The sequence below is a fragment of the Chloracidobacterium sp. genome, assembly GCA_025057975.1.
In the GTDB taxonomy this organism is placed as follows: domain Bacteria; phylum Acidobacteriota; class Blastocatellia; order Chloracidobacteriales; family Chloracidobacteriaceae; genus Chloracidobacterium.
On record JANWUV010000012.1, the window covers coordinates 14950 to 35330 of the forward strand.

Consider the following 20381-nt stretch of genomic DNA (forward strand, 5'->3'; position numbering starts at 1 on the left):
TGGTAGGCTAACCCGGTACTGTCCCAGAACTTGCACTAACATGCGCAGCGCTAGCGATTCGGCGGAAGCTTATCTACGCCTGAGCGCTTCACGGCAGTTAGGACAAATCCCGTGCGTAAACTGGTAGCCGCAACAACGCTGAAAATACGTTTCAAATCGCATCGTTACCGTCAGCCCTTCCGCGTTGCGCTCCATGATGTCGCGGCAGTAGGCGCAAACGCGAATATACGCTGGCAGTGAAGCCTGTGAAGACACCGTTGGGACGCGCCGTAGTAAAACAACCAGCTCTGTGTCCCGCAGCGTGTCACTCCCCTTCTCTGTTCTGGGGGCAGGCAGCGGAATCACTTCGACACTCACCAACGCACGCTCGCCAGCGGCCGACTGACACCATACACGCTCGATACTGGTTTCTTCGCCCCACGTTAGGCATCGGGTAATGGGATCAATAACTTCACCAGCGTCGTCGGTAAACGCCAAGCAATCGGCCAAGTGAGGTGTGACGGTGTCGCCAGGCGTGTGCCCAATCAAGGCGGCAGCGGCTGGATTGAAAAAAACCACGCGCTGGTCAGCATCCAGCACCAAAACGGCTTCCTCCAGTTTATCTAGCGTTGAAGTGTAGTATCGCTCCCGCCGCCGATAGGCCCGTTCCAAGGCGTCTTTTTGGAGCGCGATGCTAATGGCCGACTGGAGCGCAGCGTCATTGATCGGTTTAGAGACATAACCAGCTGGTCGGCTGGAAAGCACTCGGTTGAGTGTTTCTCGGTCAGTGTTGGCGGTTAGGTACACGACCGGCAGGCCGAAGCGCGCCTGGATTTGCTCGCCGGCGGCGACGCCGTCCAGTTGTCCCGCCAAGCGGATGTCCATCAGAACCAAATCGGGGTGTGTCGTCACAACCATCTCCACCGCTTCTTCGCCGGTAGCGGTGACGCCGACGACGCCGTAGCCAAGTTGTTCCAACCGGACGCGGAGCGCCTCGGCGACCAATGCTTCATCCTCAACGATGAGAATACGCTTCCGGGTTGGGGACATCGGCGTTCACTCGTGGGGCAAGGATTGATGGAGGTTTTGTTGGAGCCGGTTATCGTTCTGCGGCCAAGCGGAACGACAGGGCTGCACGGAAGCGGCCGGGTTGCGGGTCAAAGCTAATCTTGCCGTCGAGTTGGCGGGCGAGGAGGCGCACCAGTCGCAAGCCGAGTCGCCGTCCGTCGGCCAGCCGCGTCGGTAGGTCCTCAGGATGATGCACGCCGTCGTCAATCACTTCCATTGTCACCTCGCCCGGCGCTTGGTGAATCTGGACGGTGACGTTTTGCGCTCCCGCCCCCGCGCCATGTTTGAAGCTGTTGGTCAGCAACTCATGCGCAATGAGTGCGACCGGTACGGCCTTGTTGAGCGGAATCGCCAAGTGGCTTGGCACAAGCGTGGCGCTGATGGGAGCGCCCGCAAAAACAAGCTGGATGTGTTCCAGCAGCGACCTGAGCAAACCGTCAAGCAGAACGCGACTGAAGTCGCTTTGCTGGTAAAGCTGTTCGTGAATCAGCGCCATGGCCATAATGCGCGAGCGGGCTTCATTCAGCAGCGCGTCCAAGTCATAGCCGTCGCGTTCCGCCGCGTGCAACTCCAGCAGGCTCATGATGGTTTGCAGATTGTTTTTGACGCGATGGTGCATTTCCTGCAACAGAATTTCGCGCTCTTCGAGGGCGTCGTTGAGAATGGCCACCATGGCCTTTTCTTTGGTGACATCTCGCTGAATTGCCACCCAACAGGCGACCTTGCCGGAGGGACCGGTGACGGGCGAGATGCTGAGGTCTACGATGAACTCCTGTCCGTCTTTGCGGTAGTTGACGAGTTCAACCCGCACTGGCTCCCACCGCTCCAGCGCTGCACGGAGCTTGGCGAGTTGATCGCGCTGGGTGCGCGGTCCCTGCAGAATGCGCGGCGTTTGTCCGATGACTTCGGCGCGCGAGTAGCCGGTTGTCCGCTCGAACATCTCATTGACGTAAATGATGCGCGGCCCGCCCTCTGCTGCATCAATTGGCCATGCCTCAGTCACCAGCACCATGTCATGCACATGTCATGCATTTGCGATAAGACGACTTCCAGCCACCGCAGAAAGACCTGTTCACGCTGCTGCACCGTTACGTCCCGCCCCCAAGCGAGTGTGCCGGTGATGCGCCCGTCGGCGTCATAGACAGGTTGGTAACGCACTTCCCAGGTCTCGGTCGTCCCGCCGGCCTCAAACGTGTAATGCACATGCACCAGCTCGCCGGCGGCGGCTCGGCGGCAATGTTCGGCGACCTGCGCCCTGAAATCGGGATCAGACAGCCAATCGGTGGTTTTCTCGCCCAACTGTGGGGAACGCCCCGCCAAACGCCGGTAAAGATTGGCGTAAGCCTCGTTAAAAAACCGGAGACGCAATTCCGTGTCGTGGTAGCACAACACGCCAGGGACAACTTGCGCGACAGCCTGTAAAACAGATTCGAGCATGGTTGCCTTCCACGCCACCGCTGTCAAAAAACGCCCTTTTGCTTACATTATGTAACTCAATGTAACTCACAGATTGCGGATGCGATTGCCGGACGCCTGATCGGGTTGTGTCCCGAACGTGCCCAACCCGCGCAGCGCGACGGTGAAGGTTAGACGGCCAGCGCTGGCGACGCCCAAGTTGACGCTCGCGTAGTTGAGTTGGACGGCGGCGCACCGAAACGCATAGCCGAGTGAAAACGACGTGAAGATCAGCCCTTTTTGCTGAAGACGGCCGGTGGTTGGGCTGGGGGAACGCGAGAAATCATAGGCCACGGCGGCGCTCCCGAATAGCCCCCGTGTGGGATCGCCCAGCGCCACATTTGTAAACGACTGACTGCCGGTGAACGTCCCCGGTTCGGGCCGACCGTCGGCGAGGCGGCGGGGTTGACTGTAGTACCACGTTTGGCTGAGTTGAAACCGCCGTCGGTAGAGGCCGCCAGTAAAGCCGAAGCTCCGTACGCCGCCCAGTACCGGGTCGAAATCCAGCCGCAAATCCGCCGCGAACGGCTGCTGCGGCGTGACGCGCAACTTGACGTTGATGGGCGAAAAGCGCCGCCCGACGCCGCCGTAGGCGAAGCCGCTGAAGGTCAGCAGCGGCGCAATCTGATTGCGCTGTCCCGGAACCAGCGCGCCGCCGAACGTCGGGTCGAAAAAGTACTTCTGGCTGATGGTCAGGCTCAGCACTTCCCGGGCCTGCCGCGTCTGCCCGGTCTCGTCCCGAACGGGCGTCAGCAGATGGTTGACGAGCGAGTACTCAAACTCATTCGTGTCGGCGAAAACATCCAGCGCGTCAAAGCGTAGGATGCGCGAAAAATCGTCAATGCCGGCGACGCGCCGGTAAATGACCGCCGACTCAATGACGTGCTTGAAGCGCGGTGAGCCGTCTTTGGCGTAGAACGTGCGCCCTACGGCGGGCGGCCGCACTTCAAGCGAAAAATCCACAAAGCGTCGAAACAGCGATTCGCCGGCCGTTCCCAACCGCGCGCCGATGGGCAGGACGGTCGGCGGCGGCGTCAAACCGAACGCCAACGGTGGACGCGGCGTGAGCGTCGTTTCGGGGTCGAAGGTCGCACCATAGTAGGTCGCCCGGACGCCGAGCGTCGGCGTGACGCTCCAGCCACCAAGGTCGCGCAGCAGCGCCGTCAGGCGCGGCGCGGCGTCGAGGCGCTGCACAAATTCCGGCGTTGCAAACGTCCGCCGGTTCACGTCGGTGCGCGCCTCCGTCCGGCGCAGTCCGGCCAGACTCACTTCGCCGCCGGCGTACCAGGTCGCGCCAGCGAAACGCCCCAGCCGCGTCGGAAACCAATCGAAGTTGAGCGACGGGCTTTTGCGAATCGAGAACTCCACCAGCGTCGAGCCGCGCTCGCCCTGCGGAATGTTGACCCGCGTCGTCCGATTTTCATACAGCGCCCGGAAGCCGAACTGTCGCTTCTGCTTTGTCAGATGCAGGATGATTTTCGACTCCGGGTTGAAGGCATCCTCAATCGTGTTGCCGAATACGGCGCGGAAGTCAAAGCTGGACGTGTAGTTGATGTCGGCTGCGCCGATGAAGCCGTTGGCGAAGTGGTTAATCGCCTTGGCGAAAAAGAGCGTGCCGCCTTGATTGACGCCCGCCCGGCCGAACAGCCGGTCGGCGACGCTATACGTCCCCAGCCGGACATATGAATCCTCCGCCAGCGCCACGCGCAATGTCGCGCCGAAGCCGATGCCCCGCGCGCTGTAGATGTCGCCCTGCAAGGTCAGGTCGGCGCTGTCGCCTAGCGTTTGGTAATACCCGATGCCAAGGATGCGCCCCTGCAAGGTGTTGTTGCCGATGGTAGGCAGCAGGAAGCCGGATTTGCGCTCGCGGCGGTCAATGGGCAGGGTGATGTAGGGCAGCAGTAGAATGGGAACGCCCTTGACGCGAAAGGCCGCGTTGCGCGCCGAGGCGTAGTCATTGACCCGAATGCGCGCCCGCCGAGCCGTCACCGTCCAGAGCGGCACGGCGTCTTCGCAGCAGGACGTGAGCTTGGCGTCATAGAGGACGTACGTATCGCGGCCGGTACGTTCCACGCGCGCCGCCGTGAACTCCAGCAGGCCGCCGTCGGCGGTCTGGTCGGTGTAGCCCGTTACGTCGTAGAACACGCCGGTCTTGCGCCGGATGTCGAGTTCGGCGCGGCGGGCCGTCAATCGCTGGTTGGGCTGGGGATCGTAAATGACGTTGCCTTCGGCGCGGGCTTCGCCGCTTTTTTCGTCATAGACGACGTGATCGGCTTGGAGGCGCGCGCCGTCATACTCGATGACCACATAGCCGTCGGCGTAGAGCGTATCGCCGACGCGCCGCTGCTCATCGGCGTCAATCTGGACGACCGGGCCGGGCCGCGTCTGGTTCGGCGGCGGTGCTTGGCCCGGCGGGGACGGCGGCACCGGGAGCGGTACGGACTGGGGCGCGGCAGTCGTCCCCGGCGGGCCGACGACGACCACGGCCGTACGGCGCTCCGGCGACGGAAGCGGCGGCGGCGTAGGGATGTACTGGGCCGCGACGTGGGCGGTACAGCCCATCCAAAGCAAGCCAACCCAGCCAATGGTGCGGAACAGGGGCATCACGTCGCGGTCGTATCGGCGTCAAAGTGACGGCGACTCTATTCAAAGCCGCGTGAAGTTTGAAGGGCGCAGCCCTTGCCCGGCCGGAAGCGTTTCGCCGTCCGAGCGTGAAGGTCGCTTTGATTGCCGGAGGCTTTGGCCCTCTGTATGCATTGCACATTGCACGGCGCGGGATACTTTCCATTTTCACCGCATGTGCGCCTTGCAGGTGTCTGGATTTGCAGTGTCGCCGGTTGCGCAAAAGGCAAGGCTTTGTTTCAATAGCCCTACCTGAAGAAAAAGTTATCTTCCTGAATTCAACGTCACGTTGCTCACCCCGACCTGACACGAAGACGGCCGATGCGGGTCGTTCACCACAGCTCCATCAACCTGTGTTCAGCGCCGGGTGACGGCTTTCACCATTCCAGTGGGTTCTACGGAGATTGACTATGCCTCTTAACTCACCTGCTTTGCCTTCCGCACACCGCCGAGGGCGGACGCCATGGCTGGCCGGACTAATCGCCCTGACGGCATTGGCCGGACTGACGGCGCTGCCGCTCGCACGGGTCAGCAGCGCCCCGCCGGTTGAAACCGGCAAGGAACGGCGCTTCCGACCGTCAGTTCCCTATGATTTCGCGGCGGATAGCCGAGGCTGCAAACTTATCACTCGTACCACCGGCGCTCGGAGAGAAGTGGAGCGCCTCGGCGCAACGTTGGTCGCCGACTACGGTGACTTTCAGGTTTACAACACCAGCCGCAGTGATGTGACGCCCTTCGGAAAGCTTGACGGCGTCGAGATGGCGCACGAGTTCAACATCGTCCACCTCAATGTGCCCATCAACACCACTTCGCGCGGCGCGCAGGAACTTTCGCGGCAACGGCTGCGCGGCGGCGGCAAGCATCTGCACGTTGTCCAGTTCGCCGGCCCAACGCGACGCGAATGGTTCACCGAACTGCTTCGCACCGGCGTTGAGGTCGTCAACTACCTGCCGCACAACGCCTACCTCGTCTATGGCGACGCAGCGAGCATTGAGCGCGTTGCGCGCCTTGGCGAGGGTCAGCGGACGACGGCGGACACGCTCGCCGGAAGCGGCGGCTTCAAGCAGTGGGACGGCCCCTATCTTGGCGCGTTCAAGCTTGACCCGGCGACGGCCGACGCGCCGGCGCGCGGGACGGCGCGCTACGCCGTTCAGCTCGTCGCCGACCCGTCGCAAAACGATGCGACGATTCGCCTAGCGGAAAGCTTCGCCGGGTCGAAGGCCGTCCAACTGTACCGGATCGCCAACTTCGTCAACTTCATCGTCGAGTTGCCGACCGACGCGCTGACGACGCTGGCCGCGCAGGAAGACGTGATTTCGATCATGCCCTACGCCGAGCCGACGCTGCTCGACGAACGGCAGAACCAAATCCTCATCAACAGCCTGACAAGCGGGATTCCCAACCTCTCCACGCCGTACGCCACGTTTCTGACGGCGGCCGGCTTCCCGGCGCTCAACTCGACCTTCACTTCGACCTTCGTGGTGGATGTCAGCGACGAAATGGTGGACATCGGCAACACGGTGACGGGATCCATCACCGCTCCGCCGGGCGGGCCGCCCAACCACACCAACAGCGGCCTCAACACCAGCCACTTTGCGCTCTATCGCGCCGGCGACATTACCGCGCCGAGCCGACTGGTCTATGCCAAATGGGAAAGCACGACCTTCCCAACGCCGGCGGCGGTTGACGTGCGCGGCTGCCGGATCGGCCACGGGACGCTCTGCGCGCACATCATCGGTGGGAATGTGCCGGCGTCGCTGCCACGCGCGCTGCCGCATGCGGAGAGCGCCGCGCCGAACTTCTACTACGGTCTCGGCGTTGCGCCTTTCGTCCGCATCGGCAGCTCGGCCATTTTCGGCAACGCCGGCGTGACCGGCGGCTTCACCAGCCCGAACTACAACGACATGCTGGCGCGGTCGTATCAATACGGCGCGCGCATCAGCTCAAATAGCTGGGGCGCAGCCGTTTCAGGGGCGTACACCACCGACTCGCAAGCCTACGACTTCCTCGTGCGCGACGCCCAGCGCCCCGCCTCAGTGTTCCCGACGCCCGGCAATCAGGAAATGGTCATCGTGTTTGCCGCCGGCAATAGCGGCCCCGGCTTGGGAACGGTTGGCTCACCCGGTACGGGGAAAAACGTCATCACCGTGGGCGGCAGCCAAAACACACGCACCACTGGTGAGAACGCGGAAAACTTAGCCGGCTTCTCCAGCCGTGGGCCCTGCGCCGACGGACGACGGAAGCCGGAAATCGTCGCCCCGGCGACAGCCGTCTCCGGCGGCGTTTTGCAGATCGGTACGCCGGACCCGACCGGATCCGGCAACGCCGACCCCTGCGTGACAAGCGCGTTGCTCCCGGGCACGACCGGCTACTACCGTTCATCCTCTGGAACGAGTTTCTCCTGCCCGGCCGTTGCGGGCGGTGCGGCGCTCGTGCGGCAGTACTTTCTGAACAATCCGGGACCGCCGTTCAACGGTACAGCCCCCAGTCCGGCGATGACCAAGGCGTACTTGATGAACTCCGCGCAGTACATGACCGGCACGGGCGCGGGCGATACGCTGTGGTCAAACAACCAAGGCATGGGACGCATGGCGCTTGATCGGGCGTTTGACACCGCCCCGCGCATCCTGCGCGACCAGGTGGCGGCGGACAAGTTCACTGCGTCAGGTCAGGTTCGGGTGCAGACTGTCGCGTTTCCGGCGTCGGGTCCGCTGCGCATTACGCTGGCGTGGACGGACGTGCCCGGCGCGACGACGGGCAGCGGCCCGCGTCTCGTCAACGACCTTGACCTTCAAGCCGTAGCCGGCGCGGATGTCTATCGCGGCAACAACTTTTCCGGCGCAAACTCGGTCACGGGCGGCAGCTTTGACCGACTGAACAACGCCGAAAGCATCTTCATTCCGGCGGGGACCTACGCGCCCGGCACGCCCGTCACCATTCAAGTACGGGCGTTCAACATTGCGGGCGACGGCGTGCCGGGGGACGCCGACCCGCTCGATCAGGACTACGCGCTGGTGATTTACAACGCCACGGCCACGGCGGGCGTACCGGTGCTCATCAATGGCGGCGCGACGATTCTGGCGGAAAGCTGCACGCCGGCGAACGGCGTTCTCGTGCCGGGTGAAACGGCGACGGTGCGGTTCGTCGTAGAAAACGCGGGCGGCGGCGCAAGCGGGCCGCTCACAGCGACCCTGACGAGCAGCGGCGCGTCGGGTATCACACCGGCCAGCCAGAGCGTGCCCTCGATTGCGCCGGGCGGCACGGGAACGGCCGACTTCAGTTTCACCGTGACAGCAAGCTGCGGCAGCGTCCTGACGCTCAACCTGACGCTGACCGATGGGGTCAACACTTACGGGCCGATCCCCTACACGTTCCAGATTGGCGTCTTCGCCCCGCCGACCTTCAGCAACCCGGCCGCCATCACGATTCCAACCTCCGGGACGGCGACGCCGTATCCATCCAACATCACGGTGTCGGGCTTGACCGGCTCTATCACGAAAGTCACCGTGACCATCAACAACTTCAGCCACACCTGGCCGAGTGATGTCGGCGTGTTGCTGCGCGGCCCCGGTGGGCAAGTCTGCGTACTGTTCAACAACGCCATTGGCGGATCGGGCGGCATAACCGGCCGGACGTACACCTTTGACCAGACGGCGGCGACGGCGCTGCCGCTGACCGGCTTCCCGCCGAGCGGGACGTACCAACCGAACAACAACGGCGGCACGCGAGCCTTCACCGGCCTGGGCGCTCCGCCCTACAACAGCAACTTGAATATCTTCAACGGCCTGTCGGGAACGAGCCTGAACGGCACTTGGGAGTTGTTTGTTCAGGACTTCGTTGGAGGCGACAGCGGCAGCATTGCCGGCGGCTGGTCGCTCAGCATCACCACCACGACCAACAACGGCTTTATCTGCTGCTGTGCGAATCCGACGGTGACGCCGCCGACGGTGGCCGCCGCCGTAATCGGCTCGCCCTACACGCAAACGATTACCGCCAGCGGAACGACCGCGCCCTACACGTTTGCCGTCGTCGGCGGCGCGCTGCCGCCCGGATTGTCGCTCAACCCCACGACGGGTGTCATTTCGGGGACAGCGACGGCGATTGGGACGTTCACCTTCACGGTGCGCGTCACTGACGCCAACGGCTGCATCACGGATCGGAACTACACGATTCAGGTCATTGCCGGGGCCGTGCCGCCCGTGCCGCCGCAAGCCTGCTCAACGCCCATCTTCACCAACGGCGGGATTGAAAGCCTGCCGACCGGCGGCTTCGGCGGCGCGCCGATCAGCGTGCTGGCCCCGCCCTTCAGCAGCTTTGGTTTCAACGTGACTTCAACCGCCAACTTTGCGCTGGCGGAAGACTTCACCGTGCCGAGCGGCTCAACCTGGACGCCCACGGCCGTGACGCTCTACGCCTATCAGACGGGGTCGCCTACGTCGCCCTCGCCCATCACCGGCGTCAGCCTGCGGCTGTGGGACGGCCCGCCCGGCACAAGCGGCACGCCGCTTACAGCTCTGACGCCGGCGACCATCACGACGAATATCTTCAGCGGGGTGTATCGCGTGCTGGACACCACGCCGACGAACAATCAGCGGGCAATCTTTGCCACGACGGTGAACTGGCCGGTGTCGTTCCCGACGACGCTTGCGCCGGGGACCTACTGGCTCGAATGGACGATGACGCCGGTGAGCGGGACGCTCTTCTACCCGCCGCGCGCCGTCTTCAACGGCACGGAAAACGGGCGGCAGCGCAACGGAACGACGTGGGCGACCCTGATTGACTCGGGAGCAGGCCTGCCGGTGGATGTACCGTTCGTCATCTGCGGGACGGCAACGCCGGCCTGTACGCCGTCGGTCATCAATCCGAGCGTGTCGCTCGCCGTGGCGTCGAGCACGGTGGTTGCGCCGAGCTGCGGCCCGCACGGCTACAGCAACGATTTCCTGATCAACGCGGTGTTCACCAACATCAGCACCCAGACAGTGTCGCTGGCGGCCTTCCAGGTTGTCGAGTTGCAGGAATCGGGTGGTCTGCCGCCGTCTGTGCCGTTCCGGCTGCTGACGGCGGACGGCGCGACCTGCACAAGTGGCGGACTCGTTGGCTCTATTCAGTCGTTGCCGTCGAGCGTTATCCTGACGCCAGGGCAGAGCATTACGGTGACGTTCCGTATTGCTCTGCCGTCGGTGCGGCGCTTCCGTTTCTTCGTCAACGTGCTAGGTTGCGCCACGGGCGGCTTGAACGTGAGACAAGCGCCGCCACTGAAACTGGAGATTGACCCGGCGGCGATTGATAAGAACCCACCCCGCCTGCCCGGACGGCGCTAACCTGAAACCAGACCGGCGGGCGTAACGCTCGCCGGGCATTCCGCGTTGCGGACAGGCTCACCCGGAGCATGTCCGCAACGCGCCGCCCTCTTACACTGAATCTCAACTTTTATGCTTTGATTTTTTGCTTCCGAAATTGGTAGCTTAGCAATGTGGTTTTTGCCCCGCCGACTTACCAAGTCATAAGAAACACAGCGTCGTTGACTACGTTCCGCCTGGTTTTTTCCATGCCGCTTGCCCGTATTCTCAACCGCACCACCGCCAAGCATCCGCGTAGCCTCAAGCAGCGCGACGCCCTGATTGAATTCACGGCGGATCTCATCGAGCGCGCCAACCTCGAAATCAAGGAAACCTATCGTTTCCAGATTGACCGCCAAGACATCGTAATTGCCGGCCTGCCGGATGATTTTCATGGGTTCACCATCGCGCAGCTTTCCGACATTCACCACAGCCCGTACCTGCCACTGGAACGTCTTGAGGAAGCGGTCGCCGAAACCAACGCGCTGCACCCGGACATGATTGTGCTGACTGGGGATTATGTGACGCATACAGCGCGCTATGTGGAACCGTGTGCCGCCTGTTTAGGGAGGCTGCGGGCACGGTTCGGCGTGTTCGCCGTCTTGGGCAATCATGACGTCTGGGTGGGCGCTTCCGTCGTCACGCAGGCTTTTGAGCGGCACGGTATCCCGGTGCTGAACAACGCCAATATCCCGCTCTACATTGGCGGCCGGTTTATCTACTTGTGTGGTTTGGGCGATACCACGACGCGCAATCACGACCTCGTTGCAGCGCTCAAGGGTACACGACGACAAGACGTGCGCATCCTGCTGTCGCATAACCCCAACATCATCAAGGAGGCCTCGCTCGCCGAGTGCGATTTGGTGCTGTCTGGGCATACGCACGGCGGCCAAGTCAACCTGCCAATCATTGGAGCGCCGATTTCCTACAATCGTCACGGAAAGCAATACACACGCGGTTGGGCGCGAATGAGAAAGACTCAGATATATGTCAACCGCGGGCTGGGAACAATCTTTCTGCCGATTCGCTACCAGTGCCCACCGGAAATTTCTTTGCTCCGTCTTGTCCGACCGGCGGCGGATGAAAATCGAACCTGAAGCCGAACCATGACGACGCGCGGACAACAACGCGGCGCCGAGCGGGGAAGCGGATTTCAGGAGGCCATTAACCGCACAAACGAGGCGTATGAACAACTCGGACGCGCGTGCATCACACGCAAAGCGATTCCGGGCAAATACGTTGTGCCCAAGAGTTGCCGCCGGCGGGGGTTAGTGGTTCCTCCGATGCCGGCGCTGGCCCATCTGAAAACAGGGGACGCTGTGCCAGCGACGATATTGAGACAAACTTGGCAAGAGGAACAGGCGAGTGACCTCCGCGCGTTTGTGCCGGAGTCACGCGGTGAACCGGATTACGGCGGCGTGATGGCGCCGACCGGCCGCGGCATTTTCTACGACGCCAAGACGACGAAACGTGACCTGCTGGACTTTGACAACCTGCATCCGCATCAGGTGACGTTCTTAGAGCGAATGGGTGCCTGTGGGGCTGTGGCGGGGTTTCTCGTGGAGTTCGCCGGCCACCGGTCGGTGTTTTTCATTCCGATTCAGCTCGTGACATGCTTTCGTGCAGCCCGGCAGCGGAAGAGCATTCCCTACCGGTTCTGTGCAGAACATCTGACGCCGGTTGAGCCGGGGCGCGGACTGGTCATCTACGATTACCTCACAGCCATCGAGCGCCAAGAGCAAGTCTATGGGGTGAACTACAGCCGTCTTACGCTGGAGGTGTTATGTGGCAGTTCATTGCCGTGAGTTTTTTGGTGTCGCCGTTGACCCTCTGCATCCTGCCTGCGGGGCACGAAATGTGTGCGGGGGGGGGGGGGGTACGTGCCAAAACCGAGTATCCTGATCGCCGACGACGAAGAACTGCTGTGTGAACTCTACGCCGAGTTGCTGTCACCGGAGTACGCCGTCGTCGTGGCGCGTGACGGACGGGAAGCGTTGGAGAAAGCTCTCACGTTGCCAGGCTTACGGGGCCTGCTGACGGACGTGCGTATGCCTGGCGTCAACGGTCTGCAGCTTACGTTGGAAGTACTGGCGCAGCGCCCGGAAGTACGCGCCATCATCATGTCTGGGACGGACATCACAGCGCATGTGCGCCGGATGTTTCCGCCTGATCGCGTAGCCTTTTTGGTCAAGCCGTTTGAGTTAGACGCCTTGCAACAAGCTGTTTGGCGGATGTTTGGACGCAGGTGATTTGCTGAGCAAAAGCAGCGCGGCACAAGGGTATGTAGTGGCCGGTGCTAGGACGCCTCACTAAAAACCTGAGGCGGATACGTGACGACATCCGAATGCTTTGTGAGCGCCTTCGCCGCCCCCAGATGACAAGTTTGCCGCAAGAGCTGATGATGACGCGCTTTCCGAAGCAGCAACACGAGACGGGCAGCCGCCGCCTAGCGAACTCCATTGTCTTGGAGAAATGCTCTGAAAGACGCTCTAGCGGTCAAAGGCGACAATAAGTTCGGGCATTTCAGCGGCGAGGATACGCTTGACCAGCGCCAGTTTATGTTCTTGCCACCGCTGCTGAAACACCTTAACTGCCGGCGCTTCAGGAACGGCATAGATCGGATCGAAAAGCGGGTTGCTCCCACCAAACACAACGCCATCGCCTGCGCGCCGAATGTACCCGCCGCCGACAGTAAAGAACTCGACAATGAGTTCATCGGCCTTTTCACCCAATTGGGTTTCAATTAGTCGGCGTAGGCGTCCAAGGGCCGGCGTTGTCTCGGTCGGCTGACCTGGCAAGATGACCAAAAAAAGGTGATCCGCGAGGATCACTAGGAGAAACCGAAGCGTCGCTTCGCCCGGACGGGCTTTCATCAGCTGAAGCAACGCTTGCCGGTCATCAGTCGGCAACGAAGGGAAATCCTCCATTGCCTTGTCTATGTCGAGCCGGAACATCTCCGTACCGTCAAGGTGCTTTTCAACTTGCTCGCGCTTCATTACTTGGACGGTCACCCCTTCAGCCCCGTAGCTTTGCGACAGGTCAAACATAATGCTGTGCAGATTGGGCAACACGCCGGGGAAGCTCAGCAGTAAGTCGCGCTGACGAACATTCGGCATCGCTTGCTCGAACATTGCGCGCAGGGCCATGGTTTCGCGCATAACATTGCGCAAGTCGCCGCGCCGCAGCAGCGTGCCAGCCTTGAGAAACGACATCGGATCGTCAAGGCGCTTACCGAGGAAATCCACGTAAAAGCGGTTGAACAACTCAATATCGGCTTCGGTGAGCGGTGAATCACTAGCTTGACGGTGTTCCATACTCAGTCTGGTTTTGGCCTAGCTTAGGAAGCCGCCAACAGATACTGAAAACCAATGACCGACAACGCAACAACCTTAAATCAGCCTGCATGGTAGTCGTTCGTAGGGAGGGTGTCTATATGCGACCAAGTCAGCAAAGGCGCAGTGCATTGCGCTGGAAGTGGGGCAGTCAACTGTTGCACCTCTGGCTGTGTTGCGGTTTAGCCTGCCTCGCTTGGGCGCAGGAGGCAAAACGCTCATTCGCCGACGATGAAGAGGCCCAAACGCGCTTCCAGCGGGGCGTGTCGCTCTATCAGCAGACGCAGTACGCCGCCGCTTTGGAAGCTTTGGAGCCGGTCGCCGTTCAGTATCCCGACCAAGCCGCCGCCTACCGCCTGATCGGTCTCTGCCGCCTACAATTGAAAGACTACGTGGGGGCGGCGGCGGCCTTGCGTAAGGCCGTTGAACTGATACGCGCGCAAGAAAATCGTGAAGACGTTGCTGCGCGGCTCGCTTTGGGCAAGGCGCTGTTTTTAGCCGGGGACTTCCAGGGTGCAGCCGCTGAATTGGCGTTCGCCGCCGCGCGCCCCGACGCTGAAGCCGCCACTTGGACGTTGCTTGGCTACGCCCACTATCGGTTGGGTGATGAAGCCGCTGCGCGACAGGCGCTTCTACAAGCGGTCGCACGGGACGACCGTCAAATGGAAGCTTGGCGGTTGCTGGCCGAATTGGATGTGGCGAGCGCGACGGCGACACCCGGCGACGCGGCGGCCGTCAAGCGCGCTCTAGCTGGGATTGAAAAGGTGCAGCGATTAGCGCCAACGGTTGCTGCTGGACTGCGCGGGCGTCTCTTGGTCGCGCAACGGCAGTTCGCTAAGGCGATCCCTGAACTCGACCGCGCCTTGGCGCAGCAACCGGATGAGCCGGCGCTTGTTTTCGCGCTGGGTTTGGCGCTGTCGCGCGAACAACAACTCGACCGTGCGACAACAGTGCTGGCTAAAGCGACGGCGTTGCTCCCCAACGAGGCTGGCGTCTGGCGGGAATTGGGCTACGTTCACGAACGCGCCGGCCGGCGTCACGACGCCGTCGCTGCTTATGAAAAGGCGGCCGCATTGAGCGGGCTGGACGACTTCCTCAGGCGTGCGCTTGAAAGGCTCAAAGCGCCGAGCGACGGTTTGAAGGATAAGCCGTGAACCGCCGCCGCCCTTGCAGCCAACAACCACCCCAAAACCCGCCTACCCACGCCCCCGGTGTTTACCGCGCCACGGGCCGCGCGTTACGTCAATCACCAACTCACCGAGACGTAGAGTTTTGAGGATGATGTCCCAAGCCCTTTCGGAACATTCGGCGGCATCGGCCCAGTATTCAAACGTCAATAGAGCTTGAATCCGCCCCTTGCGTGCGATGCATGTCCGGGAGACGGCGTCACGTTTCTCTGTTTCGTCAATGTACCGCGCCTGTCGCCACACGATCGCCATCGAGCCACGCCGGATTTCATGCATTGGGCCGAATTCGTAAATAGGGCGCGGATCAACTCTAGCGGCCTCTTCCATGCACATCGCCAGCGTAAAGCCTGGCACGGCAAACGGCGGCAGCGTGATGTAGGAAACCGTGAGCACACTGTTCCCGTCAGGCGGCTCTTTGTCGTAGAAATCAATAGCGCCACCTTCGCCAGGCATGACGACCCACGTTTCAGGGTAGTCAAACCGAATAGCTCCATGATCGGCGACAAAGGCCAAACAACCGGATTCAACCGACCAGTGGCTTTCAGGGTGCATCGGAAGAATGGTTTGAACCCACTTCTTTGGCTTGCTCATGACCCGCCTCCTCTTTAGAAACACGCAAGCGAAACCCACCACAGCTCGGCTGAACACAGCGCGCCCACCCTAGGCGCTCACTTGCGGGAAGCTAGGGCTTGGTACCGCAAGTGCCAAGGAAGCGTAACGTCACTCGGCGTCTGGCGCAACGCCTGCTGGGAACCCAAGGCATATTTCTTGTGTTTTACTTGCGCCGCCCAGCTTTACATCAACCAAAGGTTTCTTGGCCAAACCTTCGGCTCTCATTGGGGACGTATGCCGTTTGGTGATGTTTTTGTGTCTCACGCTGTTCAAGTGGGAAGAAGCGGTGTTCCGCTTTGAGCCGTTGGTTGCAGCCCTTTGCCTTGGCTTGGTCGTTTTTCACGCCATTCTTTTGCAACTTAGGCGTTTTGTTGTAGAGCAAGCGCGGCGCTCAGACAACCAACGCGCGCCATCCATCCAATTCGCATTAAACAACCAAACAAAAGCGAAGCGCCATGCCCAACGACATACCACCGTCCGCCCCTGCGACAGCCCTGGGCCGCCGGTCTGCTCAGCCGCGTTCTTGGCGGCGCATCGGCTGTATTTACGCCAAGGAAATGCGCGAAACCCTCCGTGACAAGCGGGTTTTGTTCGGCGTCTTCATCTCGCCGCTGCTTGTCACACCGCTTTTGTTATTTGTGATTGGGTACTTCGCCAATCGGAAAGCTGCTGAAGACAAGGCGGAAGTGCTCACTGTCGCCGTCGTCGGCGCACCTACTGCGCTTCGAATGGCGCTGGAACGCGACGGCTCGCTTGCGGTGATGCCTGCCGCCGCCGACAACAACCATGTGGAGACGCTTGTTCAACGGCGTACGGTGCGCGTCGCCCTCATTGCGCCACCCGACAGCGAACAAATCCTAGCCGCCAACGGAACGCTCCCGCTGGAACTTGTTTTCGACCCGTCCAACGAAAAATCCCTTTCGGCGATGCGGCGCGTTCAGGACGCGCTGGACGAATTCAACCGCGCGACAACCGGCGAACGCCTAAAGCGGCTCAATCTTGATCCGTCGCTGGTGACGCCGACGACGCTCAACAAACGCAGTGTGGCTTCAGATAAAAACATCGGCGGTTTGGTGCTTGGCGCGCTCCTACCCTACCTCGTTGTTATGACGGCGGCGTTCGGCGGTATGACCAGCGCCTTCGATCTAGGGGCCGGCGAGAAAGAGCGCGGCACGATGGAAACGCTGCTGGTGTCGCCGGCTACGCGCACGGAAATCGTTTTGGGCAAAACCCTAGCCATCACCACCGTCAGCTTCGCTTCAGCGGTGTTCACCATCATTGGTCTGGTTGGATCGTTCGCCATCGGGTTGAGCTACTTTGCGCAGGTGACGCAGGGGAAAATCGCCGTTTCGTACTCGGCCGTCGCCGTGATGACGCTTGTCACGCTGCCGCTAACGCTGTTTACGTCGTCGCTCCTAATGATCCTGTCGTCATTTGCGCGCAACCAAAAGGAAGCGCAGTCCTATTCGCTGCCATTCGTCATGGTGGTTATCCTCCCGGCGACGCTGTCACTGTTTGTCGGGGATGAAAATCCGCTTGCGATGAGCCTTATCCCGTTGTTCAACTGCGCGCTAGCCATCAAGCAAGCGCTCACTGGATCGCTGACCGTTGGCTTTTTCGCGCTCACGTTCCTGTCGTCGGCTCTCTATGCGGCGTTGGCGACGGCGGTGTGTACGGCGCTGTTCAACCGTGAGGAAATTCTGTTCCGCTCCTGACGCGCTCTGTACGCCGGCGAGCGGAAAACACTGGCGTTTGGGCGAAGTGCTGTGCATTATGCAGCTTTCACATGCGAAACCCATCCGCTGAATAAAGCCAATCCGTGCTGCTTTATGAAAGTTGACCATCTCGGCATCGCCGTCGAATCCATCGAAAAGGCGCTGAACTTCTATCAGACAGCGCTTGGCCTTACACTTACCCATACTGAAGTCGTCGAAGAGCAAGGCGTTCGTGTCGCGATGCTGCCGATTGGCGAAAGCCGAATCGAGCTACTTGAGCCGACCGGTCCCGACACGCCCGTAGGTAAGTTCATCGCTAAGCGCGGCGGCGGCATTCACCATGTCTGCGTCGGCGTGGACGACATTGAAGCCGCCCTGCAGCGCCTTAAGGCGGCGGGCGTTCCGTTGATTGACGAGACGCCGCGCGTCGGCGCAGAAGGCTGCCTTGTGGCGTTCGTTCACCCAAAAGGGACGGGTGGCGTGCTGGTTGAACTTTCCCAGAAGATGACGCTGCAACCCACTGCAGCAGAAGAGAACGCCGGTTGACGCCGGCACAGCTTGTCACCTACCACCGGCGTTCGTTGGGTGGGCTTGCATCGCATAGAGACAATCTCGACGTTATGAAAAAGTCGCTGATCATCTTTGTTTTTGTTTGTTTGGCGGCAACTGGCGCGCTGGTCGCCCAAAGTTACCTAACCAAGCCTAAACCACCCATCACCCTGACGACGGCCGACATCAACGCCTATTTGGCTGACTTACCGGCAGGCAACCTTGCCGGACTGCGCGATGACCCCAAGGGTAAGGAAGAGTTTCGCAAGCAAATTGCTCGCTCACTGGCGATTGTCGCGGAAGCTGAACAACGCGGTCTGTTCCAAAAACCCGAAGTCAGGAGCCAACTCGATCTTGCTTACGCGCAGATTGTGGGCGAAATGTGGAAGCGCCGCTCAGAAGGCAAGGACAAGGCCGTGACCAAGGAAGACATTGAGGCCTTTTACCGTGAGCGTCCGACAGCGTTTGAGGATTTTTTGACGCAAAACCCACAGTTTCGCCAGTTCCCCAAAATGGACGAACTGAAGGAAAAATACGGCGAACTTCAAGTCACCCGCATGCGCGGGGAAGCCGCCGGCGTCAATAAAACCACCGCCTTTCAACTTCAGTGGCGTTTGCTTCAGGCCAATCTCGTCGGCAACGAAATCATCACCAAGCTTCAGGAAAACGCCAAACCTTCGGACGAGGAGATTGAGGCCTACTACAAAGCGCATCCGGCGGAGTTTGAGGAATACAAGGCCAGCCACATCTTGATTTCCACGACACCGGCGACCGCACCCCCTGATGCCAAAAAGCCGAATAAGCCACTGACAGAAGCCGAAGCGCGCGCCAAAGCCGAAAGCCTCATTAAGCAACTTCAGGGTGGAGCGGATTTCGCCAAGTTGGCTGAACAGCACTCGGATGATCTTGTCTCGAAGAAACAAGGCGGTGATTTGGGTTACTTCCGTGAAGGGATGATGGTAACACCCTTTTTTGAAGCCGTGAAGGCGCTTCAGGTCGGTGCTACTTCGACCACGCCGGTCCAAACCCAGTACGGCTTCCACATCATCAAGTTGGTAGACAAACGTACCAAGGCGCTTGATGAACCGACCAAGCGTGAGATCGCCGAAAAGCTCCGCCAGCGCAGAGTGGAAGCCAAGCTGGATGAGTTGGTCACCCGGTACAGGATTGTCGTTCCAAACGATTTCACCGTTCCCCCTGCCCCTGTTTCATAATGCACAAACAACGCACTGGTGGAAGGAGGCTTGCGCCGCATGCAGTTCAACGAAGAACATCAGCTTTTCCGTAAAACGCTCCGTGACTTCATTGAGAAGGAAATCAACCCGTACGTTGACCAGTGGGAAAAGGACGGCATCTGGCCGGCCCACGAGGTACTCAAGAAAATGGGTGACCTCGATTTCTTGGGCGTCAACTACCCGCCGGAGTACGGCGGACTGGGTTTGGATTACTGGTACAACATCATTCGCGCCGAAGAGCTTGGGCGAATTCCCTGCGGCGGCGTCCCCATGGGGATTACGGTGCACACGGATATGTGTACGCCGGCGCTGGCGGAGTTCGGTTCGCATGAACTCAAGAAGCGCTTTCTAGAGCCGGCGATTCGCGGAACACAGGTCGGCGCAATCGCCGTTTCCGAGCCGGACGCTGGTTCGGACGTAGCCCGCATTCGGACGCGCGCCGAATCCGACGGCGACTACTACGTGATTACCGGCAGCAAGATGTGGATTACCAACGGTACGCAGGCCGACTGGGTTTGCCTATTGGCGCGAACCTCGCCCGGCGAGTCGTATGAAGGCATGTCGCTGATTATAGTGCCGACTGACTTGCCGGGTTTCATCGTCAGCCGCAAGATTGAAAAACTCGGCAACTGGTCGTCAGACACGGCGGAGCTGGCGTTTGAGGGAGTACGAGTGCCGAAGTGGTTTCGCATCGGCGAAGAAGGGCAGGGCTTCAAGCTGCAAATGCAGCAGTTCCAGAAAGAGCGGCTGATTGCGGCGGTGACGTGCTACGCCGGGGCGGAGCGGATTGTCGAGATCACGAAAAACTACCTCAAGACGCGGAAGACCTTTGGCAAGCCCCTAATTGACAATCAATACATTCAGTTCCGGCTGGCGGAGGTCGTCACGGAAATCGAATGCCTGCGGCAGTTGTGCTACCACTGTACGGAAAAGCTCATTGCCGGACAGGACATGACGCGCGAGGCGTCGATGGCGAAGCTCAAGGGTGGGCAATTGGTGCGACTGGTCGCCGACGTCTGCCTGCAATTCCACGGTGGGATCGGATACACGGAGGAATATCCGCTGGCGCGGTACTACCGGGATTCGCGGTTGTTCCCCATCGGAGGCGGTGCAGATGAGATTATGATGAGCATCATCGCCAAGTACGAAGGTTTTTACACCGAGCGGCCGCGCGTGGTGGCAACGAAATCGGCGACGGCGTAAGGTGGTTGCCGTCGGCGTACGGCGACTGCCGCTTAGACAGCGCTGAAGCAAATAAGGTCACGGGGAAGCTTCCACTGAAGCCTCT

General features: G+C 60.7%; 15 protein-coding genes. 9 read left to right on the forward strand and 6 right to left on the reverse strand.

The window, feature by feature from the left end; genetic code table 11:
• Positions 1-69: 69 nt before the first annotated feature.
• From NZ585_11245 to NZ585_11260, 4 genes are all read right to left on the reverse strand, one after another.
• Positions 70-1029, reverse strand: a complete 960-nt coding sequence (locus NZ585_11245) for a response regulator (GenBank protein MCS7080604.1) — start codon at positions 1027-1029, stop codon at positions 70-72.
• Between the two features lie 49 nt (positions 1030-1078).
• Positions 1079-2059 carry a PAS domain S-box protein gene (locus NZ585_11250; protein MCS7080605.1) on the reverse strand — a complete coding sequence of 327 codons (981 nt, stop codon included), beginning with the start codon at positions 2057-2059 and terminating at the stop codon, positions 1079-1081.
• A complete protein-coding gene (locus tag NZ585_11255; GenBank protein ID MCS7080606.1) occupies positions 2047-2484 on the reverse strand; it encodes a PAS domain-containing protein in 438 nt (145 codons plus the stop codon). Before NZ585_11255 ends, NZ585_11250 begins: the two co-directional genes overlap by 13 nt.
• A gap of 66 nt (positions 2485-2550) precedes the next feature.
• The gene (locus NZ585_11260; GenBank protein MCS7080607.1) at positions 2551-5106 is read right to left on the reverse strand and encodes a putative LPS assembly protein LptD; all 2556 of its coding nucleotides are present in this window, start codon (positions 5104-5106) and stop codon (positions 2551-2553) included.
• 428 nt (positions 5107-5534) lie between these two features.
• On the opposite strand from NZ585_11260, the gene NZ585_11265 reads away from it, so the two are divergent.
• From NZ585_11265 to NZ585_11280, 4 genes are all read left to right on the forward strand, one after another.
• A complete protein-coding gene (locus NZ585_11265) occupies positions 5535-10445 on the forward strand; it encodes a S8 family serine peptidase (GenBank protein MCS7080608.1) in 4911 nt (1636 codons plus the stop codon).
• Positions 10446-10672: 227 nt separating this feature from the next.
• The gene (locus NZ585_11270) at positions 10673-11560 is read left to right on the forward strand and encodes a metallophosphoesterase (GenBank protein MCS7080609.1); all 888 of its coding nucleotides are present in this window, start codon (positions 10673-10675) and stop codon (positions 11558-11560) included.
• 9 nt (positions 11561-11569) lie between these two features.
• Positions 11570-12268: a Holliday junction resolvase RecU gene (locus NZ585_11275; protein MCS7080610.1), complete on the forward strand. Its 699-nt coding sequence runs from the start codon at positions 11570-11572 to the stop codon at positions 12266-12268.
• A 75-nt stretch (positions 12269-12343) separates the two neighbouring features.
• Positions 12344-12712, forward strand: a complete 369-nt coding sequence (locus tag NZ585_11280; GenBank protein MCS7080611.1) for a response regulator — start codon at positions 12344-12346, stop codon at positions 12710-12712.
• 240 nt (positions 12713-12952) lie between these two features.
• On the opposite strand, the gene NZ585_11285 is transcribed toward NZ585_11280, so the two are convergent.
• Positions 12953-13777 carry a hypothetical protein gene (locus NZ585_11285; GenBank protein ID MCS7080612.1) on the reverse strand — a complete coding sequence of 275 codons (825 nt, stop codon included), beginning with the start codon at positions 13775-13777 and terminating at the stop codon, positions 12953-12955.
• Between the two features lie 119 nt (positions 13778-13896).
• On the opposite strand from NZ585_11285, the gene NZ585_11290 reads away from it, so the two are divergent.
• The gene (locus NZ585_11290) at positions 13897-14949 is read left to right on the forward strand and encodes a tetratricopeptide repeat protein (protein ID MCS7080613.1); all 1053 of its coding nucleotides are present in this window, start codon (positions 13897-13899) and stop codon (positions 14947-14949) included.
• Between the two features lie 42 nt (positions 14950-14991).
• On the opposite strand, the gene NZ585_11295 is transcribed toward NZ585_11290, so the two are convergent.
• Positions 14992-15573 (reverse strand): hypothetical protein, encoded by a 582-nt coding sequence (locus tag NZ585_11295; GenBank protein MCS7080614.1) that lies wholly within the window; start codon positions 15571-15573, stop codon positions 14992-14994.
• A 476-nt stretch (positions 15574-16049) separates the two neighbouring features.
• Here NZ585_11295 and NZ585_11300 point away from each other — a divergent pair, with 476 nt between their 5' ends.
• The 4 genes from NZ585_11300 to NZ585_11315 all read left to right on the forward strand — a co-directional run bounded on the left by NZ585_11300 (position 16050) and on the right by NZ585_11315 (position 20296).
• The gene (locus NZ585_11300; protein ID MCS7080615.1) at positions 16050-17309 is read left to right on the forward strand and encodes an ABC transporter permease; all 1260 of its coding nucleotides are present in this window, start codon (positions 16050-16052) and stop codon (positions 17307-17309) included.
• A gap of 114 nt (positions 17310-17423) precedes the next feature.
• Positions 17424-17855 carry a methylmalonyl-CoA epimerase gene (gene mce / locus NZ585_11305; GenBank protein ID MCS7080616.1) on the forward strand — a complete coding sequence of 144 codons (432 nt, stop codon included), beginning with the start codon at positions 17424-17426 and terminating at the stop codon, positions 17853-17855.
• A 74-nt stretch (positions 17856-17929) separates the two neighbouring features.
• Positions 17930-19072: a peptidylprolyl isomerase gene (locus NZ585_11310; GenBank protein ID MCS7080617.1), complete on the forward strand. Its 1143-nt coding sequence runs from the start codon at positions 17930-17932 to the stop codon at positions 19070-19072.
• A gap of 39 nt (positions 19073-19111) precedes the next feature.
• Positions 19112-20296: an acyl-CoA dehydrogenase family protein gene (locus NZ585_11315; protein ID MCS7080618.1), complete on the forward strand. Its 1185-nt coding sequence runs from the start codon at positions 19112-19114 to the stop codon at positions 20294-20296.
• Positions 20297-20381 lie beyond the last annotated feature (85 nt).